Origin of the sequence: Vibrio bathopelagicus (assembly GCF_014879975.1) — a bacterium.
Taxonomy (GTDB): Bacteria; Pseudomonadota; Gammaproteobacteria; order Enterobacterales; family Vibrionaceae; genus Vibrio; species Vibrio bathopelagicus.
On record NZ_CP062500.1, the window covers coordinates 2,583,009 to 2,603,153 of the forward strand.

Here is a 20,145-nt window from a genome sequence, read left to right on the forward strand (position 1 = left end):
AATCATTATGAGCGTTATTTTTATCACTGGTGCGAACCGAGGTATTGGTCTAAGCCTAGCCCAACACTACGTAAATGATCGCCACACCGTGTATGCCACCTATCGCGATGCTTCCACAGCACAAGAGTTACTTGCTCTCGCAAACGAAAACAGCAACCTTTCGTGCCTACAACTCGACATCACGGACTATCGATCCGTCAATGAACTTCCTTTAAAGCTTGAACCTATCGATGTTCTCATCAACAACGCTGGCTACTATGGTCCTAAAGGTTACGGGCTGGGTAATACCGATGTAGAAGAGTGGCGTCGTGTTTTCGAAATCAACACCATCGCTCCTCTCAAGCTCGTTGAATCCTTACTGCCTTTGCTAGCAAAGAGCCCAATAAAAAAGATCGCGTGCCTTTCATCAAGAGTGGGCAGCATGTCTGAAAACACATCAGGCGGAGGCTACATCTATCGTTCATCTAAAGCGGCTCTAAACTCGGTTGTGAAGAGTTTAAGCAACGACTTAACAGATAATGGCTTTACAGTATTAGCGTTACACCCTGGGTGGGTACAGACGGAAATGGGCGGACCTAACGCTCTTATTGATACAGAGACTTCGGCTAAAGGCCTTGTGACTCTAATAGAGTCATCGAATACTGAAGTGAGTGGTCACTTCTTTAATTTCGATGGTAGCGAAATAGACTGGTAGCCGTCACATGGGTCGTCGGGTTATCTCAAGCTTACTCGTACGTCTAACACCGTTGTGTCTAACAATGGTGTTAACTGGATGTGTCGATGACAGCCCACAGAACTATTTCGACGACTATCAGACCAAAATCGCCAACGTGCAAGATGCTGACGAGATACAGGAAGACTGGGAACTCGAAAGCTTACCGAGAAAGCGAGAACTGTTTATTGAAGTCCCTTCGCTCTCTATCGGGCTTATCGACAGTTATCAACTTCGACAATGTGGATTATTCAATCTGATTGCAGAGAGAAATTCCGTACTTGGAAAAGTCGCCGACGAGTTCCGGAATTACGATTATCAAGTCGCTCTACTGGAAGGTGTTGGTAAGTGTTTATCTAATAACGAATTAGATCCAGAGATCGTAGAATTACTCAGAGAAATCGAGCAACAGAAACTCGCACAATTTCCACTGCACCAATGGAATCTAATCTATGCCAGTGAAGCGATGCAATCGCAAATGCGTGGTAGTCAGTGGTTACGTGCTGATATCGGCGAACAAGTTCGACAGACAAGTGACGCCCTAGAGCATATCAATTTAGCGTTAAACACACCGCTAGTTTCCGGCAAGATTATTGAGGTTCAAGAAGGATTAGAGAAGAGTTCGACGCTTGGGGATTTGTACTACTCACTATCTCGTGCCTCTGTCGAGCTCGATATCATTACCCAACAGCTGACAACTTTTGATGCCAGCATCATCTGTGGCAAACAGCGAAACACCACTAAGTTTCGTTACCTCAACAATGTGTTCGAGCAACAATACATTAGCAAGGTTCAGCCTTACATGGCGCAATTGGATGGCTACTATCAACAGTTAGCCCCGCAACTTGGTATGTTTGATGCGCAACCTGACCTGCACAGTTATTACTTTCCGATCCAAGATGCACATCAAGCCTTTCGTGCCTCCACTCGCCGCCATGTTGATTACTGGCAACAGCTGTTTAAGCGCTGCGGACGCAAAGTCGGTCGTTAATCCCGACACCTACAATAGATAGCTTTTTGCTGTCAGTTCCTAACAATTAACTTTTAGCTTTTCGTTCCTTTCTTAGCATACGTTTTCTTTTTCGCACCACCGCCTTTGCGGCGTTTAAAGGCCGGTCTTTCGACTTTAGGAAGATGACGCAGAGACTCAGGGACTTCACCCGTTTTTACCTTGCCCATCAAGCCGTCGATCTTGCTTTCTAGTTCTTGCATGAAAGGTTGATACGCTTGATTTCGTTCAGCCATGCCTTGCAACTGATGCTCCCAGTGAGCGGTCATGTCGGGGAAGGTCGAGTCCTCAGGTAAGGCATTAATCAAACCTCTTCCCGCCGGGCTACTGTGAATACTTTTACCTTGTCGAGTTAGCAGTTGCCTCTTAAACAAAGTATCTAAAATGCCCGCACGAGTTGCCTCTGTTCCGAGGCCATCGGTCTCTTTCAAGATAGCTTTGAGGTCTTTATTTGCCACAAAGCGTGCAATACCGGTCATCGCTTGTAACAACGTCGCTTCGGTAAAGTGTTTTGGTGGCTCAGTTTTCTTATCGCCAATAACGCCTTCACGACACGTCAGTACCGTTCCTTTATCCAATGGAGGAACCGTGTCTGTGCCATCGCCTTTCTCTTCGGTATCCGTTTTACCCATCAACACTTTCCAACCTGGGTTAATAAGTTGGCGCCCTTTTGCGATGAACACGCCACCAGCGATATCAAACACAAGCTTGGCATCGGCAAAAATGGCCGGCGGATAAAACTGCATCAGATACTGACGAGCAATTTGCTGATAGATCTTCATCTCATTGGCAGACAGGCCATTCACCGATGATTTCTTCGGTGTTGGGATTATCGCGTGGTGAGCGTCGACCTTGCTGTCGTTCCATGCTTTTGATTTAAGAGAAAGATCCGCACCTTGAGCACCACTTTGCAGTTCTTTCGCATTATTAGCGATAGCGTCGACGACTGATTCTCGTTGCGAGTAGTGATCTTTAGGCAGGTATCGGCTATCAGAACGTGGATAAGTGATGAGTTTGTGTTTCTCATACAATGACTGACAAGTGTCGAGTACCTGTTGAGCACTCATTCCAAAACGCTTAGACGCATCAATCTGTAGAGCTGACAGCGAATAAGGAAGTGGCGCCGCTTGTTTGCTTTGCTTCTGCTCTGATTCCGTCACCGTTGCAGGCTGATTAGCAATTCGGTTAGCGACATTCTCAACTAGCTTTCGATTGAGCACACGGCCTTCTTCATCTTGCCAAGGTTTACATGCTTCGCTTGGTTTCCAACGCGCTCGAATATCAAAGCTCTGGCCGTTGTTTTGATAAGGGATCAGCGCATATAAAGTGAAGTAATCTTTCGGAATGAAGTTTTCGATTTCTTCATCACGTCTCACCACTAAACCAAGTACGGGAGTTTGCACTCGCCCTACCGACAAGACGCCTTGGTAACCCGCCTTTTGCCCTAACAAGGTATAGGCGCGAGTCATGTTCATGCCATACAGCCAATCGGCTCTAGAGCGCGCCAATGCAGAGATAGAAAGTGGAATAAAATCGCGGTTGCTGCGCATCTGAGAGAGCGCACGCTTTACCGCTGGCAAGTTCAAGTCACTGATAAGCAATCTGTCCATCGACTCTTTCTTAGCCTTGGACACCTTGCAGTAATCAATCACTTCATCAACCAGCAGCTGCCCTTCTCTATCCGGGTCACCTGCATGAACGATTTGAGTCGCGTCCTTCAATAGCTTTCGGATCACCGTGAGCTGTTTGCTTGACGTCTTACGTGGTCTCAGCTGCCATTGCTCTGGCACAATAGGAAGGTCTGCTAGGTTCCATTTCTTGTAGCGGTCGTCGTAAGCGTCTGGCTCAACCTGCTCCAATAAGTGTCCAATACACCAAGTCACCACATCCCCATTACCACATTTGATAAACCCTTGGTCTTTCTTCTGTGGATTCGGTAGTGCGGCGGCGATCGCGCGGCCTAGGCTTGGTTTTTCAGCAATAATAAGGCGAGACATGTTTTTCCAGATGCTACAAACAATTAGGGCCACATTATCTAACGTGGCCCCTAGAAATCAAGGAAAACTGGTTGTTTATACAGTGAGCATTCAACAATTCGTTGTGCCGCTGTTTTCCTGAAGAGCTCTATAAGAACTCGACGAACTTCGAGAAGTCTCGCTCTGGTACTTTCATTGGCGTACAGCCCGGAGTACCTAGGTATAGGAAACCAACAATTTCGTCGTCACCTTCTAGGCCGAATGCTTGGTGTACCTCTGGATGGAACATCCATTTACCTGAACGCCAAAAACCTTGGAAGCCTTGTGCGACTGCTGCCATTTGCATTGCTTGCGCAGCACAACCAGCAGACAGGTGTTGTTCGATAGCGGGCACTTTCTCGTGCTCAGTCACTTTTGCAATCACAGTGATGACCATTGGAGCTCGGAACGGCGCTTTCTTTACTTTCTCAATCACCGCTTCTTCACTTTTGTCCGCCTCAGCAGCACGAACCAAGATATCAGAGAGCTTTTGTAGCCCTGAACCTTGTGCGATAACAAAGCGCCACGGTGTCAGTGCGCCATGGTCTGGAGCACGTAAACCCGCTTTGATAATATTTTCTAACGCGACACCTTCAGGTGCTGGATCAGAGAGTTTTGCGATAGAGCGTCTGTTGAGCAATAGATCCAAAGCATCCATTTGAAGTCCTTACTGTTTCTTTATTATTTGTATAGTTGAACTGTAGCACAGAATACAAACGATAATAAATCTCAACAGGTGTGTATTTAACACTGATTTGAAACAATAAAGGCTCCTAAATCTATGACTTAGGAGCCTTATTTATCTGTCTAGTTCAAGCTTATCGAACAAGAGCATTCTGTTTATTGTTAGAGCTTAATGGCTAACTCAACACCTTGTCGAATAGCACGTACCGCATCAAGTTCACCCGCATAATCAGCGCCGCCGATAACATGAAGTTTGCCACCAAACTCTTGCCACATATCTTCAAACGGACGAACTGAAACTTGACCTGCACACACGATAACGGAATCGGCATCCAGCACCTGCTCTTTCTTATTCATGGTAATGTGCAGACCTTCATCATCAATTTTGTTGTAGCTGACACCACCCAGTAGGTTAACGCCACGCTTCTCTAGCGTACGCTTATGAATCCAACCCGTGGTTTTACCTGGGCCTTTACCAACACGACCTGCTTTACGCTGCATCACCCAAACCGTTTTATCACTGAATGAATCTGGGTAAGGGTAAAGCCCACCTGGGTGTTCCATGTTTTTATCAATGCCCCATTCGTGAAGCCAGTCATCTAAGCCATGAGAAGTTGGCTCTGTGAGCATGGTTGCCACATCGATACCGATACCACCAGCACCAACAATCGCGACCTTTTCGCCTACAGGTGTCTTTTCACGAATTAAGGTTTGGTAATCGACCACCTTTTCTTGATCAATCCCTTCAAGATTAAGCTTTCTAGGTTCAACACCCGCTGCCATCACGACTTCATCGTACTTAAGCAGCATCTCAAATGTCGCTTCGGTATCGAGTTTAAGATTTACACCGGCTGCATCAATCTGGTTCGCAAAGTAACGAATGGTTTCTCTGAATTCTTCTTTGCCCGGAATCTGCATTGCCAGTCTAAATTGGCCACCAATTCGGTCATTTTTCTCAATTAAATCAACCTTGTGTCCACGCTGCGCTAATGTGGTCGCACAAGCTAAACCTGCGGGCCCAGCTCCGACTACAGCAATGGTTTTGGTTGCTTGAGCTGGTTGCACAACAATTTCTGTTTCGTAACACGCTCGTGGGTTAACTAGGCAGCTTGCTCTTTTGCCCTTGAATACATTATCAAGACAGGCTTGGTTACAACCAATACAAGTATTAATAAATTGAGCTTGGTCTTGCGCGGCTTTATTGACAAAATCAGGGTCCGCCAAGAAAGGACGAGCCATAGAGACCATATCCGCCTGACCAGAGCTGAGAATGCGTTCTGCTTCTTCTGGCGTATTGATTCGGTTACATGTCACGACCGGAATAGACACATAAGGCTTAACCTTTTCCGTCACCCAAGAGAAAGCACCACGTGGTACTTGAGTCGCAATCGTAGGAATACGAGCTTCGTGCCAACCGATACCAGTGTTGATAATGGTCACGCCCGCTTCTTCAAGCTTTTGAGCAAGTAATACAACATCTTCAAACGTGCTGCCTTGCTCTACTAAATCAAGCATCGACAGTCTAAAAATGATAATAAAATCGTCGCCAACGGCTTCACGAATCGACTTAACGATCTCTAACGGGAAACGCATACGCTTCTCGTAAGAGCCACCCCATTCATCGTAACGCATGTTAGTACGCTTACAGATGAATTGGTTAATAAGGTAGCCCTCAGATCCCATGATCTCGACACCGTCATAACCGGCAACTTGAGCAAGCTCTGCACTATTTGCAAAGGCATCAATGGTCTTCTTAATCTGACGCGGGCTCATTTCGCTCGGTGCGAATTTGGCGATAGGCGCTTTTATGCCTGAAGCACTTTGAGCAAAAGGGTGCATCGCGTAGCGACCAGCATGTAACAATTGAAGGGCAATTTTACCGCCATGCTTGTGCACGGCCTCTGTGACAACTTGGTGAGCTTTCGCGTGTTTAACCTTGCTGAACTCAGCACTAAACGGAGTTAATCTGCCACGTAGATTTGGAGAAAAACCACCGGTTACAATAAGGCCAACGCCTCCTCTAGCTCGCTCTTCGTAAAATGCGGCGAGTTTGTGTAGGCCTTCTTTATTTTCTTCTAAACCCGTGTGCATTGATCCCATCAATACACGGTTACGTAACTGAGTAAATCCAAGATCGAGTGGTTCGAGTAAATGTGGGTACATGGCAGACATCACTTCTATTATTTTATCCTTGTGGTCTGACCACAGTATAGCTCAATCACCAAAAGTTCAAACAACCGTTTACATTTTTGTAACACCGATCATAATGCAGGACGTATTAATCGTTCAAAAGTCCTTAATATGACTACACTTAATGAGAATATATATCGATTAACAATTCTGGGTGTAGTTTGAGTTAGGGAATTATCGTAGGATACTAAGCAGTTAATATTATTGAGATTAATGGTACTACGACTTGTTAAAGCGACGTAATCTCACTGTGGAGACAGAATGAAAAAAATATTCAAATTTATCGGTATGATCTTTAAAGGAATTTGGAAGCTCATTACGTTTGTGCGTCTTGCGCTTGTTAACCTGTTCTTTTTGCTCAGTATCGCCATTATTTACTTTGTGTACTTTCACTCAGATACGACTCAACCAACCGTTCCGCAACAATCGGCATTGGTACTTAACCTTTCTGGACCGATTGTCGAGCAAAGTCGCTACATTAATCCGATGGACTCCGTGACAGGTTCACTGCTTGGCAAAGACCTCCCGAAAGAGAATGTTCTGTTTGATATCGTTGAAACGATTCGTTATGCCAAGGACGACGAAAACGTCACTGGTCTTGTTTTAGCACTCAAAGAGCTGCCAGAAACCAACCTGACCAAGCTTCGTTACATTGCTAAAGCTCTTAATGAGTTCAAAGCGACAGGTAAGCCGATTTATGCGGTGGGTGACTTTTACAACCAAAGCCAGTACTACCTAGCCAGCTACGCTAACAAAGTCTTCTTATCGCCAGACGGCGGCGTGCTGCTTAAAGGCTACAGTGCTTACTCGCTGTTCTACAAAACTCTATTAGAGAAGCTTGACGTAAATACACATGTATTCCGCGTCGGTACGTATAAGTCTGCAATCGAACCTTTCATTCGCGACGACATGTCAGACGCAGCGAAAGAGTCTGCTTCTCGTTGGTTAGGCCAACTGTGGGGTGCATACGTAGATGATGTCTCTCACAACCGTCAAATCGATGCGAAAACACTGAATCCAAGCATGGATACCTTCTTGAAAGAGCTTGAATCGGTTGATGGCGATATCGCTAAACTCGCTGAGAAGCTAGGTTTAGTTGACCAACTGGCAACACGCCAACAAGTGAGACTTGAATTGGCTGATGTGTTTGGCAGTGATGGTCAAGACAGCTACAACGCATTTGGTTACTACGAATACCGTTCAACCATGATTCCAGACATGACAAGCGAAGCACACGACGTAGCAGTTATTGTTGCTAGCGGCGCAATTATGGATGGTAAACAACCACGAGGTACTGTTGGTGGTGATACCACTGCAGCCCTACTTCGCCAAGCACGTAACGACGACAAAGTAAAAGCAGTTGTACTGCGTGTCGACAGCCCAGGTGGCAGCGCCTTTGCATCAGAAGTGATTCGCAACGAAGTCGAGGCGCTTAAAGAAGCTGGCAAACCTGTGGTGGTTTCAATGTCTAGCCTTGCCGCTTCTGGTGGTTACTGGATCTCAATGGGTGCAGACAAAATCCTGGCTCAACCAACCACGCTAACCGGTTCTATTGGTATCTTTAGTGTGATCACGACCTTTGAAAAAGGCTTGAACGACCTTGGTGTTTACACGGATGGTGTCGGCACTTCACCTTTCTCTGGCCTTGGTATTACAACAGGGCTCAGCGATGGTGCGAAAGACGCGTTCCAAATGGGCATTGAAAATGGCTACCGCCGATTCATTAGCTTAGTTGGAGAAAACCGTGGTATGGAGGTCGCTGCTGTCGACAAGATTGCTCAAGGTCGAGTATGGACGGGGCAAGATGCTATGCAGAAAGGTTTGGTTGATGAGATTGGTGACTTTGATGACGCAATTGAAGCCGCCGCTTCACTCGCTGAACTAGAAAGCTACAATATATATTGGGTAGAAGAGCCACTTACAGCGACTGAACAGTTTATTCAGCAATTCATGAACCAAGTTCAGATGTCGATAGGTCTTGATATTCAGTCGATGATACCAAGCAGTTTACAGCCTGTTACTCAGCAGTTAGCTCAAGATAGCCAACTATTAGGCAACTTTAACGACCCACAAGGACGTTATGCATTTTGTCTAAATTGCCAAGTTCAATAAGTTAAATCTAACGCTTTGTTATCAAGAGGCGCCTCTGTGTGAGGCGCCTCTTTTTATTGCACGATAATTCGCTATAATCGCCCCCCTGTTCCCTACATCACACTAAGTATTTATCGCCATGGAAAGAAAACACATCTACATCGCGTACACCGGCGGCACAATTGGCATGCAAAAATCTATTGATCACGGCTACGTTCCTGTCGCTGGTTTTATGGATAAGCAGCTAGCTGGCATGCCTGAGTTCCATCGCCCAGAGATGCCTGAATACACCATTCACGAATACGAACCACTTATGGATTCTTCTGATATGACGCCACTTGATTGGCAGACTATCGCTGATGATATTCGCGCGAACTACGATAAGTATGATGGTTTCGTTATCTTGCATGGCACAGACACCATGGCGTATACCGCTTCAGCTCTGTCTTTCATGTTGGAAAACCTTGGCAAACCTGTGATTGTGACAGGATCTCAGATCCCACTCGCTGAACTGCGTTCAGATGGACAAGCGAACCTGCTCAATGCACTTCATATTGCGGCTAACTACCCAATCAATGAAGTAACGCTGTTTTTTAACAACAAGTTGATGCGTGGCAACCGCAGTACTAAATCACACGCGGATGGTTTCAACGCCTTTACCTCACCAAACCTGACTCCACTGCTAGAAGCGGGTATCAACATTCAGGTGAGCAGCAATATTTCGGTCAACGAACAGCCAGAAGGCGCTTTTAAAGTCCATAACATTACACCGCAACCAATCGGTGTGATCACTATGTACCCTGGCATATCACACGAAGTGATTCGCAACACGCTACTACAGCCTGTGAATGCGATGATTTTGCTTACGTTTGGTGTTGGTAATGCACCACAGAACCCAGAACTGCTTCAGCACCTAAAAGACGCTTCTGAGCGTGGTGTGATTGTGGTTAACCTAACTCAATGTTTGGCGGGTAAAGTCAACATGGGTGGTTACGCTACGGGTTGTGCGTTAGCGGAAGCTGGCGTGGTGAGCGGTTACGATATGACGCCAGAAGCAGCGCTTGCGAAACTGCATTACTTGCTCAGCCAAAACCTAGGTTACGAAGAAGTAAAAAATAAGATGCAACAAGTGTTACGTGGTGAGATGAGCTTATAAGTAAGCGGGTATTTAAAAGCAGGTTAATATAGATTTACTGCTTAAAAATAAACAGCTTAACATTAAAAAGGGGTGGCACAGAGCCTCCCCTTTGTTGTAATTTAAACCTAATGATTCGGGTTAACCCTAACAATATCTTCTTGGTCTGATTTAAACTGTTTCTTGAGTTCAGCCTTTGATTTAAAGCTAATATCACCACCAGCCGCAATTGTCATATGCTGAGCTTCGTCATTATGTTTAGATTGGTATAACATGACAGCTTGCATACACGAATCACGTTGTTCTTTGGAAAGCGCCGCACCTTCTGGCCATTTGCCTGTTTCAACTGCATAAGTTAAACGCTCGTAGACCTCAGGAGTCATTGCGCTAAGAAGTTGTTCTGCATCCATGGTAGAGCCCTAGTTTTAACAATTTTCACCAGAAAATAACCTGTAACAGAATTGAGTCAAGAACCTCACCGAAAATAAGTGTAATTGATCACAAGTGAAGGAATATGAAGATTATGAAATGGTTGGCTATTGGCATATTGCCTCTTGCGCTTGCTGGTTGCCTTGAAGGGAACAAGAACACGGATCAGCTATGCCAAAGCAATTCGGCGTTACAATGTGAACAGCTCAATATGAACGACGGACAATGCCGCGTTGCACGTACTGATCTCATCTGGCATCGCTTCGAAGTTCTAAAACAACCAACCGAAATCAATAAGATCAAAGAATTTAAGTTGGTCGCCTCTTATAAGAAGTGTCTAGAGCTGGCTGCGCAAATTGAAACCATTGATCAATCTAAACTTCAAGAACGTCGCTTTACGGCTTTAATGCATAGTATTGAAGAGTCGGAACGAATCGTTAAAGAGCTGTCTCAGTCGGATACACCAGAAACACTCTACTTCTTGTGGTCACAAACCGGTGACACCAATGCCAGACGCAGTTTCTTGCAGTTAGAAGGAAAAGAAGCGTTAAACACGGCAGAAATGCAATATGCGTTAGCCACCTTCTACACGACTCGTGATCATGAAAAAACCTTAACGCTGCTCAATAATGCTTTAACGCTTTCCAACGGTTCTGCCGTCAATACCGAGATTTTCAAATCCATGGCCAGTATTAACCACAGCCTAGGTCATTTAGAAAAAGCGTATTTGTGGGCCATGGTCGCCAAAGATTTTGATGTACCCATCGCTTCAGAAGCAGAACTTAATGTGTTATACCGTTTCGACAAACCTCAATACAAGCAATTCAATGATGATGCCGAAAAGATTGTCGAAGCCATTGAAGACGGCGTTTACACCGCGTCCATAGTGCCGAACTATTAGTTTTGATTTATTAATGCGCAAAAAAACAGCTACCGTCATGGTAGCTGTTTTTATTTGTACTAGAGTTAACTCCACCCACTTGGCTATTCATCCCTTTAAGTGCCTGAAAGCAACTTGTAAGGATTAGACAATAGTTACAAGTTATTTCGTAGTTTTGTCATTTTTGTTGAAAATTAACGACACTGAGTTAACACAAAACCGCTCACCTGTTGTCTTCGGTCCATCAGGGAAAACGTGACCTAAATGGCTATCACAGGCTGCACAACGGATCTCTACACGCTTCATTCCGTGACTTAGATCTTCTATATAGCGCACTGCTTCATCATTCACAGGGGCGTCAAAGCTAGGCCAACCGCACCCTGAATCATATTTATTATCCGATATAAACAAAGGGGTTTCACAGCAGGTACAGCTATAGATACCCGTATCATGGTTATGTAACAACTTACCGCTATAAGGGGCCTCTGTACCACGTAGTCGACACACCTCATATTCATCATCAGTTAGGCGTTCACGCCAGTATTCATCAGGCTTTGTCATATTTTCTCCCTCGTGAATCACGTTAATATCCGTCCACATTCTCTTTTATTATATTTACTTTTTTCTATAAAGGCTTGCATATGAGTCGTTTTGTAGCACATACTTTCTCACCAGGAAACATTGTACATATACACTCATAAGTGAATCATCATTTAGGGGTATTTTACCCAACTGGAAGGGTTCAGAGCCAGTCGCAATGGTCAAATTTCAACCACTTACACCCAATTGTTAAGAAAAGCGTCGCTTTTTTTTGACATTAAACAAGTTAAGTCGGATTATCTATTGCAGATGTATACTGGATTCTGTAATTTTACTACCAGTTATCTTTAATCAGAAATTAAGTTGTGGAGCAACTACAATGACTATCAAAGTAGGTATTAATGGTTTTGGCCGTATCGGTCGTTTCGTATTCCGTGCAGCGCAAGAGCGCAATGACATCGAAGTTGTTGGTATCAACGACCTTATCGACGTTGAATACATGGCATACATGCTAAAGTACGACTCAACTCACGGCCGTTTCAACGGTACTGTTGAAGTTGAAGGCGGTAACCTAATCGTTAACGGTAAAACTGTACGTGTTACAGCTGAGCGTAACCCAGAAGATCTTAAGTGGGATGCTATCGAAGTAGACGTAGTTGCTGAAGCAACTGGTCTTTTCCTAACTGACGAGACTGCACGTAAGCACATCACTGCTGGCGCTAAGAAAGTAGTTCTTACTGGTCCTTCTAAAGATGCAACTCCAATGTTCGTAATGGGCGTTAACCAAGCATCTTACGCTGGTCAAGACATCGTTTCTAACGCTTCTTGTACTACTAACTGTCTTGCACCTATCGCTAAAGTACTTAACGATAAGTGGGGCATTGAGTCTGGTCTTATGACTACAGTTCACGCTACTACAGCAACTCAAAAAACTGTAGATGGCCCTTCTGCTAAAGACTGGCGCGGTGGCCGTGGTGCTTCTCAAAACATCATCCCATCTTCAACTGGTGCTGCTAAAGCTGTAGGCGTTGTTCTTCCAGAACTAAACGGCCTTCTAACTGGTATGGCTTTCCGTGTACCAACTGCTAACGTATCTGTAGTTGACCTAACTGTTAACCTAAAAGAAGCTGCATCTTACGAAGAAATTTGTGCTGCAATGAAAGAAGCTTCTGAAGGCGAAATGGCTGGCGTTCTTGGTTACACTGAAGACCAAGTAGTATCACAAGATTTCATCGGTGAAGTTCAAACTTCAGTATTCGATGCTAAAGCTGGTGTTGCTCTAACTGACAAATTCGTTAAAGTTGTATCTTGGTACGACAACGAAATCGGTTACTCAAACAAAGTTCTAGACCTAATCGCTCACATCTCTAAGTAATTTCTTTTTAGAAATAGCTTTAGATAAGCATTAGCGAAGACTGTTTTGAGCAGACTTTGAAAAAGGCGACCTTAGTGTCGCCTTTTTAATACCTGCTATCTTTTAAACGACTTCCGACTTCAATCCCGATCGCCAAAACACTGAAATTCAATTCCAATACTGACTCGGCTTGTCACTCATGAAATCACAAGCACCCTAGTTCTTGTCAGCATTTGAATTCAATTTCCTTAGAAGGATCATGTAATGGATTTATCTACTCTACCTGCACTGACTGTACTTTCTGACAACGTCACTATCGTTGAACATGAAGGTGTAAAATTGGTTCGCGTTATCCACGATAAAGCAAACGCAGCGATTTCGTTGTTTGGCGGTCATATCGTGTCGTTCCAACCACAAGGTCAAGAAGACCTAATTTGGATGAGCCAACAAGCTAAATTCGACGGAAAAACAGCACTACGTGGCGGTATTCCAGTATGTTGGCCTTGGTTTGGTCGCATTGCTGCACCAGCACATGGCTTTGCTCGTTCAAGCGAATGGCAATTGGTTGAGCACCGTGAAAACGAAACTGGCGTGATTGTAAGCTTAGGCCTAAAACCTAGCGAAGCGACTCTGGCAGTATGGCCTCATCAATTCGATGCTCGATTGAACGTTGAGATTGGCGACCAGCTAAAAGTAACTTTGGATGTGAAGAACACAGATTCGCAACCATGGACTTTCTCTGGAGCGCTGCACACTTACCTAAATGTTGGCGATATTCACAACACAACCACCACTGGTATGGGTGCTGAGTACATAGATAGCCTGCAAGGGGGCAAGATCTGCCAAGGTGGTGCTGAGTTGGTACTGACTGACACTATTGACCGTGTCTACACACAGCCAGAAGCGCAAATTCTTGTTGCCGACAAAAAGCTTGGTCGCACATTAACGGTTGAAAACCACGGCCATAACTCTGCTGTATTGTGGAACCCGTGGGCGGAAGGCGCTGCAGCTATGGGCGACATGCAAGACGACGGTTACCTAACCATGATGTGTGTAGAATCAACACTGCACGCACCAAGCCTAGAAGCAGGCAAAACGTTACAACCTGGCGAAAGCCACCAGCTGATTACATTGATTGCGGCTCAGTAAGCAGCTCAAAAAAACTCTTCAAAGGCCGGTTTATCCGGCCTTTTTTACAGCTATTTTTACAGCACTACGATGGCTATCAATTAGCTTTGCTGCTGTGAATAGTGAACTAAAGTTTCTCTATAGAGTGACAATAGAGCATTGTTGTCCACTTGAACGCCAACCTTTTGTGCAGGGAACGAACTCCATTCATCATTCATATAATTACGTTGGTCAGCTTTCTGAATCGTCATCCCTTCAGCTGGGCCATCAGTCACTACCCTGACCGAGCCACTACGACAGGTAAACAGAGATGGTTGGATGACATAAGCAATGGCTGAAGGATCGTGAACATGACAACCCTCCATTCCTACCTTTTCAGAATAGAACTTTAAGTAGTAACGGCTAACATCCCAGATAAACTGCCCTACCTCTCCAGCCTCATCTCGTAAATCATCAAGGTATTGACCAGTAAAGAAGCTCTCCTCAGTGACGTCTAATCCGATAATCACGACAGGCCATGATGCCGTAAACACCTTATCCGCAGCGTGAGGATCATCATGGATATTCGCTTCAGCAAATGGCGTCACGTTACCTCTATGGTCATTTTCACCGAACGCGCCACCCATAATGACCACTTCTTTTACTAAGTTGACAATTTCAGGATCCGCCTCCAGAGCGAGTGCAAGGTTAGTAAGAGGGCCAACCGCCACAAGAGTAATCTCTCCCGGCTCAGCTCTAACACTATCGATAATGAACTGATAAGCCGGCTTATCAATCGCTGTAACATCTAATGAACTTGGCGCTTTCACATCACCAAATCCAGCCTCGCCATGCACCACAACCGTGGCTCCAACGGGATCTCTTATTAACGGTTTATCCGTTCCCTTAGCCACAAGCGCCTTCATTCCAAACTTCTGTTTCAGATAAAGGGCATTCTGAGTACCGTTGTCTATCGTCGCATTACCATAAACGGTGGTGATGCCCATCAGCTCAATATCCGGATGCGCTTCTGCAAATAGGATAGCCATTGCATCATCGATGCCCGGATCTGTATCTAGGATGATTTTCTTTGTCATATCAGCTTCTAATTAAACAGTAGGAAGACGTAGACGATACCCAGAAAAAACGCAGATAAACGTGACCTAAACCTAAGCTCTGATTTTTATTGTAATAAGCCATAAGCTCACTATTCTAGAAGCAGATATTCTCGCCTTTTTATTTAGCCTGATGCAGACCTTTTTGATAGAATCTGCGCCCAACTCTATGCCTCTGAGATCGTCATGACTTACCAATGCCCTTTGTGTCACCAACCTTTATCTCAAAACGATCGAACGTTTAAGTGTGAAAAGAACCATCAGTTCGACCTAGCGAAAGAAGGCTATGTCAATTTGATGCCAGCACACCACAAACGCTCAAAAGATCCAGGGGACAACAAAGAGATGATGCAGGCACGTCGTCGCTTCCTTGAAGGTAACCATTACGATCCAATGCGCCAAGCGGTTGTTGGATTGTGTTCTCGCTATCTGCCAGAAGAGGCACCTAGCCTATTGGATATTGGTTGTGGCGAAGGTTATTACACCAACGAAATTGCGGTAAACCTTCAAGAAAAGAGTGGCGCTACTTTTGGTCTAGATATCTCTAAGATTGCTATCAAATACGCCGCTAAGCGCTACCCTTCTGTCGACTTCTCTGTTGCTTCGAGTCATCGCCTACCCTTTGCTGAAAATAGCTTAGACGGCATTCTGCGCATTTATGCGCCATGTAAGGCTGAAGAGTTACAGCGCACCATCAAAGACAATGGCGTCGTGATCACCGTGACACCAGCCAGTCGACACCTATATCAACTGCGTGATGCGATTTATGATGGCGTTCGCTTGCACGATGAAGATCCGGAAGTGATCGAAGGTTTTACGCTTGAGCACCAAGAGCAACTAAACTATATGATGGAACTATCGGGGTCAGACGCATTCGACCTGCTACAGATGACGCCGTTTGCTTGGAAAGCGAGTGAAGAGTTTAAACAACAACTCACTGATGCTGAGCAATTCAACTGTGAAGCTGACTTTATGCTGCGAGTGTACCGCAAACAAATTTAATTGATATTGATTATCGTTTGCATTGATATCTCATCTTGCCTCCTTTAGTATGCGTGTTCTTCAAGGAGGCATTTCATGCAACGTATTATTCTTATCGGATTGGCTACCCTGCTCACGGCATGTGCTAATCAACCTTCAAACAACACTTCTCAAAAAGTGGCTAACACGCAAACGGAAACCGTTTCCACATTCTATGATTATCAGTTTGCTTCCCCACAAGGCGAAACACTTTCTCTCGAGGCACTACCTCAACAGTTGATTGATGCTGATGTGGTTCTTATCGGCGAATGGCACACTCATTCGGCAATCCATCGCTTTCAAACCGACTTCTTAAAAGCGCGCCGCAACGCCACTTCAAACATTGCCCTTTCAATGGAACAGTTCACTCGAGAGCATCAAGACACATTGAACCAATATCTAAATGATGAAATTGGTGAGCAAGTTCTTATGTCTCAGGCGGCAGCTTGGCCAAATTACGAAAGTGATTACCGCGCGTTAGTTGAGTTCGCTAAAACCAATAACGTCGATATCATTGCGGCAAACGCACCAAAGCCGTTTGTACAATGTATTGGCCGTAAGGGTTTAACTTATCTAGATCAGCTGTCTTCAGAGCAACGAAACTGGGTTGCATCCGAAGTCGATACTGGCAATAGCCCTTACAAAGAAAAGTTCATGGCTTCCATGCATCACGGTACACCAGAGCAAACTGAAAAGCAGTTTGCCGCTCAGGTAACGTGGGACGAAACCATGGCAGAGTCGATTGTTGATTACCTAGCATCAAACCCCAATCAGCAAGTGATTCATGTGGCAGGCAAGTTCCACACTGAAGGTGGTTTAGGCACTGCGGCTTCTATTTTGCGTCGTAACCCTGATTTGAAAGTCGCCGTTATCAGCCCGGTTGACGAGTTCTCATCGGATACGAGTGACTACCAACTCAAAGTACTTTCTCCACCCGCTCGCTTTGTTCAAAAAGAGAACCGAATGAAGGCATACAAGCACCTGTCTAAGCGCGGTTCCGATCTCAAGTGCGACTAAATTCGCTATCCAGACTTAAGCTTTATTTAATTAAAGTCTGGTAAGCGAGGAACCTAACACGCTAAAAGCTTGTTCAATCGCGCCCTAAGATAAATATTGATATCGGCATAGGAATTGCTTAATTACCAAGCAGTTTTGATTAAGCAGAAGAAAACGTAATGTGCGAATAAAAAGCATCACTATCGATGATTAATTGCACAAGTTTTTCACACCTCTGCCGATACTATATTTAAGGATAGGTAAGGAGAGCGATATGACGCCAGTAGGAACGAGTAACACTCAGCTGTATTCACCTTCGCAAATAAACGCACAAGCTAAAAGCACTGAAGCTCAAAAGCCTGCACCTCTTAAGGTTGAGCAAAATACCGTGAAGCTTTCTGATGAAGGCAAAGCCCTATTGTCTGCCCTTAAAGAAATCGATAAAGAAGCCAAGAGAGTTGCAGCAGAGAATGAAACCGTAACTGATAAGGTTGAATCATTTGCTCATGGCGCGCTTGGTATGGATCACCCAGATAAGATTGAAGAAGAGGAAGATAACTCTTATTCAGCAGGGCAATACTTATCCGCAGCGGCAACGGTTGGTGGCATTCTTCTCGCTCTGCTTTAACATTACTTTCCTTTACTGCATTCCTTTCACTGCACCACGTGCATTATCCCTATTGCACTGAGCCTCTTTCATTGCAAAAAATCGATTTGTCGTCACGACAACAGACCCGATTTGTCCTAAAAAACGAGTTCACGACATAATTCCGTTCTCATTTTAATGGAATAATACTCGTGAAAAACTCTTTTGCGCTTATTGATAAGCCAACCTTTTTTGGTGCGATAGCACTCCTACTCACGATCATCTTCCCGCTAATTATGTTCCCAACTCAAGGGGCAGACTGGATTGCGGTAGCTAAAACCTTTATGACGGATCAACTTGGTTTCTTATACCTGGCGCTTGGACTCGCAGCTTGTGCCTTCATGGTTTACGTTGTGTTCAGTGACATGGGACAAATTAAACTGGGTGAAGCCGATGAAGAACCTGAGTTCAAAACCGCATCGTGGGCAGCAATGCTTTTCTGTGGGGGTATCGGGGCAAGTATCTTGTACTGGGGTTGTATTGAGTGGGCTTACTACTATCAATCACCACCTTTCCAACTAGAACCTGGCAGTGAAGAAGCCGTTCGTTGGGCTGCGACCTATGGTTTATTCCACTGGGGTCCAATTGCTTGGTCTATTTACCTAATCCCTGCGATTCCTATTGCCTACTTTTTCTATGTACGTAAACAACCTGTACTAAAAATTTCTAGCGCATTGATGCCAGTATTGGGTGAGCACCATAGCCGCGGTGTTGCGGGTAAAGTTGTAGATATCCTATTCATCTTTGGTCTATTAGGTGGCGCTGCGACAACGTTAGGTTTAGCTGCCCCTCTTATTACTGAAGGTCTTAACCACCTATTCGGCTTGCCAAAAAATAACGTAACTCAAGTTATGGTGCTTCTGGTTTGTACTGCGATATTCGCGTACTCATCGTATGCGGGCTTAGAAAAAGGCATCAAGATCCTCAGCAACATCAATTTCTGGGGCGCAATGGGACTATTGATATTTGTCCTGATCGCTGGCCCAACGATTTTCATGCTTGAAACAGGCTTAGACTCGATTGGTCGCCTATTGTCTAACTTCTTCGTGATGGCAACATGGGCTGAACCATTCGGCGGCTACGGTACGTTTGAAAACACACATTTCCCACAAGATTGGACTATTTTCTACTGGGCGTGGTGGCTAGTTTTCGCACCGAGCATGGGTCTGTTTGTTGCGCGTATCTCTCGCGGCAGAACCATTAAACAAATGGTGTCAGGCTCTATCTTCTTTGGTTCATTAGGCTGTTTCTTATTCTTCATGATCTTAGGTAACTACGGTTTATCCCTGCAGTTATCTGGTGAACTCGATGTCGTCGCAATCCTAAACGAAGAAGGCGCAACCAAGGCTATCTTCTCGATGCTGGCACAACTGCCAATGAGCACATTAGTGATCGCTGTGTTCACCTTGCTGTGTATTATTTTCACTGCAACAACGTTCGACTCGATTTCTTACATTCTGGCGTCAGTAGTACAAAACAACGTAACGGAAGAGCCAATGCGTTGGAACCGAATGTTCTGGGCATTTACCCTATCATTCCTACCGACGATTCTAATGTTCCTTGGTGGTTTAAGTACGCTTCAAACTGCTGCAATTGTCGGTGGCTTACCGCTACTGGCTATCTCTGTGATGTTGATGATCTCAGCTGTTCGTGCAACGAGCCTCGATTTGCGTCACCAAGAGAGTTACATCGAACCAACGATCAACATCGAAGAGCTGCCAGACATGGATCCATGGTCGGCAGAAGGTATGGCGTTGGCACAATTTGAGAAAGAAAAAGACGCAGCACAAGATGCAGCAGAACTTGAACGTGAAGCTTATAAAGCCCTTGCCGATGTGAAGAAAGAAATCCGCGCTTATGTTCTTGAACAGGGTGCCCAAATGGAAACACATGAGCTTCCTGAAAACCTACAACAAGCACTTGAGCAGGCTGAAAACAACCTAAGCACTGCTCAAGCGAAAAAAGTTGAGTTATCAGAGCAAGCTCAGAAAGCTCGAGTCGCGTTCAATCAGGTGGTTGCAGAACTGCCACTTGCTTGACATTAGCCATGACACAGTCCATTTATCTGGACTCTCCTAAATAAGCCAAAGGCTCACAGAAATGTGAGCCTTTTTATTGGCCAAAGCAAAAGTTTGAGTTATTGCTCAGTTTTATATTTCCGAAACAAATATGAAACGACTTTGACACACTTCAGTGTTCTAATCACCCTGCTTATATAAATA

At 44.9% G+C, this 20,145-nt stretch carries 17 protein-coding genes; 11 read left to right on the forward strand and 6 right to left on the reverse strand.

Annotation, left to right across the window (positions count from 1 at the left end; all coding sequences use genetic code 11):
* Nucleotides 1-7: 7 nt before the first annotated feature.
* Complete coding sequence (locus IHV80_RS11325; protein ID WP_192889112.1) at nt 8-694, forward strand: SDR family oxidoreductase; 687 nt, start codon at nt 8-10, stop codon at nt 692-694.
* Nucleotides 695-701: 7 nt separating this feature from the next.
* On the forward strand, nt 702-1,703 hold the full coding sequence (locus tag IHV80_RS11330) for a DUF3080 domain-containing protein (RefSeq protein ID WP_192889113.1): 1,002 nt from the start codon (nt 702-704) through the stop codon (nt 1,701-1,703).
* 53 nt (nt 1,704-1,756) lie between these two features.
* On the opposite strand, the gene IHV80_RS11335 is transcribed toward IHV80_RS11330, so the two are convergent.
* The 3 genes from IHV80_RS11335 to IHV80_RS11345 all read right to left on the reverse strand — a co-directional run bounded on the left by IHV80_RS11335 (nt 1,757) and on the right by IHV80_RS11345 (nt 6,592).
* On the reverse strand, nt 1,757-3,718 hold the full coding sequence (locus tag IHV80_RS11335) for a DNA topoisomerase III (protein WP_192889114.1): 1,962 nt from the start codon (nt 3,716-3,718) through the stop codon (nt 1,757-1,759).
* A gap of 127 nt (nt 3,719-3,845) precedes the next feature.
* The gene (locus tag IHV80_RS11340; protein ID WP_192889115.1) at nt 3,846-4,394 is read right to left on the reverse strand and encodes an NAD(P)H nitroreductase; all 549 of its coding nucleotides are present in this window, start codon (nt 4,392-4,394) and stop codon (nt 3,846-3,848) included.
* 188 nt (nt 4,395-4,582) lie between these two features.
* Nucleotides 4,583-6,592, reverse strand: coding sequence for an NADPH-dependent 2,4-dienoyl-CoA reductase (locus IHV80_RS11345; protein ID WP_192889116.1), 2,010 nt, complete (start codon nt 6,590-6,592; stop codon nt 4,583-4,585).
* A 279-nt stretch (nt 6,593-6,871) separates the two neighbouring features.
* Here IHV80_RS11345 and sppA point away from each other — a divergent pair, with 279 nt between their 5' ends.
* On the forward strand, nt 6,872-8,722 hold the full coding sequence (sppA, locus tag IHV80_RS11350) for a signal peptide peptidase SppA (protein ID WP_192889117.1): 1,851 nt from the start codon (nt 6,872-6,874) through the stop codon (nt 8,720-8,722).
* A 118-nt stretch (nt 8,723-8,840) separates the two neighbouring features.
* Nucleotides 8,841-9,857, forward strand: coding sequence for an asparaginase (ansA, locus tag IHV80_RS11355; RefSeq protein ID WP_192889118.1), 1,017 nt, complete (start codon nt 8,841-8,843; stop codon nt 9,855-9,857).
* 107 nt (nt 9,858-9,964) lie between these two features.
* Here the strand turns inward: ansA and IHV80_RS11360 are convergent, their stop codons facing one another.
* On the reverse strand, nt 9,965-10,246 hold the full coding sequence (locus tag IHV80_RS11360; RefSeq protein WP_192889119.1) for a YeaC family protein: 282 nt from the start codon (nt 10,244-10,246) through the stop codon (nt 9,965-9,967).
* Nucleotides 10,247-10,359: 113 nt separating this feature from the next.
* Between IHV80_RS11360 and IHV80_RS11365 the strand changes: the two genes are divergently transcribed.
* Entirely contained in the window at nt 10,360-11,166 is an 807-nt protein-coding gene (locus IHV80_RS11365; protein ID WP_102438818.1) for a DUF2989 domain-containing protein, read from the forward strand.
* A gap of 141 nt (nt 11,167-11,307) precedes the next feature.
* On the opposite strand, the gene msrB is transcribed toward IHV80_RS11365, so the two are convergent.
* Nucleotides 11,308-11,706 carry a peptide-methionine (R)-S-oxide reductase MsrB gene (gene msrB, locus IHV80_RS11370; protein WP_029225933.1) on the reverse strand — a complete coding sequence of 133 codons (399 nt, stop codon included), beginning with the start codon at nt 11,704-11,706 and terminating at the stop codon, nt 11,308-11,310.
* A 358-nt stretch (nt 11,707-12,064) separates the two neighbouring features.
* Between msrB and gap the strand changes: the two genes are divergently transcribed.
* A complete protein-coding gene (gap, locus tag IHV80_RS11375) occupies nt 12,065-13,060 on the forward strand; it encodes a type I glyceraldehyde-3-phosphate dehydrogenase (RefSeq protein WP_029223576.1) in 996 nt (331 codons plus the stop codon).
* Between the two features lie 243 nt (nt 13,061-13,303).
* Nucleotides 13,304-14,188 (forward strand): D-hexose-6-phosphate mutarotase, encoded by an 885-nt coding sequence (locus IHV80_RS11380; RefSeq protein WP_192889120.1) that lies wholly within the window; start codon nt 13,304-13,306, stop codon nt 14,186-14,188.
* Nucleotides 14,189-14,268: 80 nt separating this feature from the next.
* Here IHV80_RS11380 and IHV80_RS11385 read toward each other — a convergent pair whose 3' ends face one another.
* Nucleotides 14,269-15,243 (reverse strand): nucleoside hydrolase, encoded by a 975-nt coding sequence (locus IHV80_RS11385; protein ID WP_192889121.1) that lies wholly within the window; start codon nt 15,241-15,243, stop codon nt 14,269-14,271.
* Between the two features lie 204 nt (nt 15,244-15,447).
* Between IHV80_RS11385 and rlmA the strand changes: the two genes are divergently transcribed.
* The 4 genes from rlmA (at nt 15,448) to IHV80_RS11405 (ending at nt 19,962) form a co-directional block, all read left to right on the forward strand.
* Nucleotides 15,448-16,263, forward strand: a complete 816-nt coding sequence (rlmA, locus tag IHV80_RS11390) for a 23S rRNA (guanine(745)-N(1))-methyltransferase (protein ID WP_192889122.1) — start codon at nt 15,448-15,450, stop codon at nt 16,261-16,263.
* 75 nt (nt 16,264-16,338) lie between these two features.
* Nucleotides 16,339-17,298, forward strand: a complete 960-nt coding sequence (locus IHV80_RS11395; protein ID WP_192889123.1) for a ChaN family lipoprotein — start codon at nt 16,339-16,341, stop codon at nt 17,296-17,298.
* 253 nt (nt 17,299-17,551) lie between these two features.
* Nucleotides 17,552-17,905 carry a hypothetical protein gene (locus tag IHV80_RS11400; protein WP_192889124.1) on the forward strand — a complete coding sequence of 118 codons (354 nt, stop codon included), beginning with the start codon at nt 17,552-17,554 and terminating at the stop codon, nt 17,903-17,905.
* A 170-nt stretch (nt 17,906-18,075) separates the two neighbouring features.
* Entirely contained in the window at nt 18,076-19,962 is a 1,887-nt protein-coding gene (locus IHV80_RS11405; protein WP_054542240.1) for a BCCT family transporter, read from the forward strand.
* The last annotated feature ends 183 nt before the right edge of the window (nt 19,963-20,145 follow it).

What these genes read in the sequence shown, in the direction of transcription:
- IHV80_RS11325 (WP_192889112.1), top strand. Translation starts at nt 8, where the DNA reads ATGAGCGTTATTTTTATCACTGGTGCGAACCGAGGTATTGGTCTAAGC.
- IHV80_RS11330 (WP_192889113.1), top strand. Translation starts at nt 702, where the DNA reads ATGGGTCGTCGGGTTATCTCAAGCTTACTCGTACGTCTAACACCGTTG.
- IHV80_RS11335 (WP_192889114.1), bottom strand. Translation starts at nt 3,718, where the DNA reads ATGTCTCGCCTTATTATTGCTGAAAAACCAAGCCTAGGCCGCGCGATC.
- IHV80_RS11340 (WP_192889115.1), bottom strand. Translation starts at nt 4,394, where the DNA reads ATGGATGCTTTGGATCTATTGCTCAACAGACGCTCTATCGCAAAACTC.
- IHV80_RS11345 (WP_192889116.1), bottom strand. Translation starts at nt 6,592, where the DNA reads ATGTCTGCCATGTACCCACATTTACTCGAACCACTCGATCTTGGATTT.
- sppA (WP_192889117.1), top strand. Translation starts at nt 6,872, where the DNA reads ATGAAAAAAATATTCAAATTTATCGGTATGATCTTTAAAGGAATTTGG.
- ansA (WP_192889118.1), top strand. Translation starts at nt 8,841, where the DNA reads ATGGAAAGAAAACACATCTACATCGCGTACACCGGCGGCACAATTGGC.
- IHV80_RS11360 (WP_192889119.1), bottom strand. Translation starts at nt 10,246, where the DNA reads ATGGATGCAGAACAACTTCTTAGCGCAATGACTCCTGAGGTCTACGAG.
- IHV80_RS11365 (WP_102438818.1), top strand. Translation starts at nt 10,360, where the DNA reads ATGAAATGGTTGGCTATTGGCATATTGCCTCTTGCGCTTGCTGGTTGC.
- msrB (WP_029225933.1), bottom strand. Translation starts at nt 11,706, where the DNA reads ATGACAAAGCCTGATGAATACTGGCGTGAACGCCTAACTGATGATGAA.
- gap (WP_029223576.1), top strand. Translation starts at nt 12,065, where the DNA reads ATGACTATCAAAGTAGGTATTAATGGTTTTGGCCGTATCGGTCGTTTC.
- IHV80_RS11380 (WP_192889120.1), top strand. Translation starts at nt 13,304, where the DNA reads ATGGATTTATCTACTCTACCTGCACTGACTGTACTTTCTGACAACGTC.
- IHV80_RS11385 (WP_192889121.1), bottom strand. Translation starts at nt 15,243, where the DNA reads ATGACAAAGAAAATCATCCTAGATACAGATCCGGGCATCGATGATGCA.
- rlmA (WP_192889122.1), top strand. Translation starts at nt 15,448, where the DNA reads ATGACTTACCAATGCCCTTTGTGTCACCAACCTTTATCTCAAAACGAT.
- IHV80_RS11395 (WP_192889123.1), top strand. Translation starts at nt 16,339, where the DNA reads ATGCAACGTATTATTCTTATCGGATTGGCTACCCTGCTCACGGCATGT.
- IHV80_RS11400 (WP_192889124.1), top strand. Translation starts at nt 17,552, where the DNA reads ATGACGCCAGTAGGAACGAGTAACACTCAGCTGTATTCACCTTCGCAA.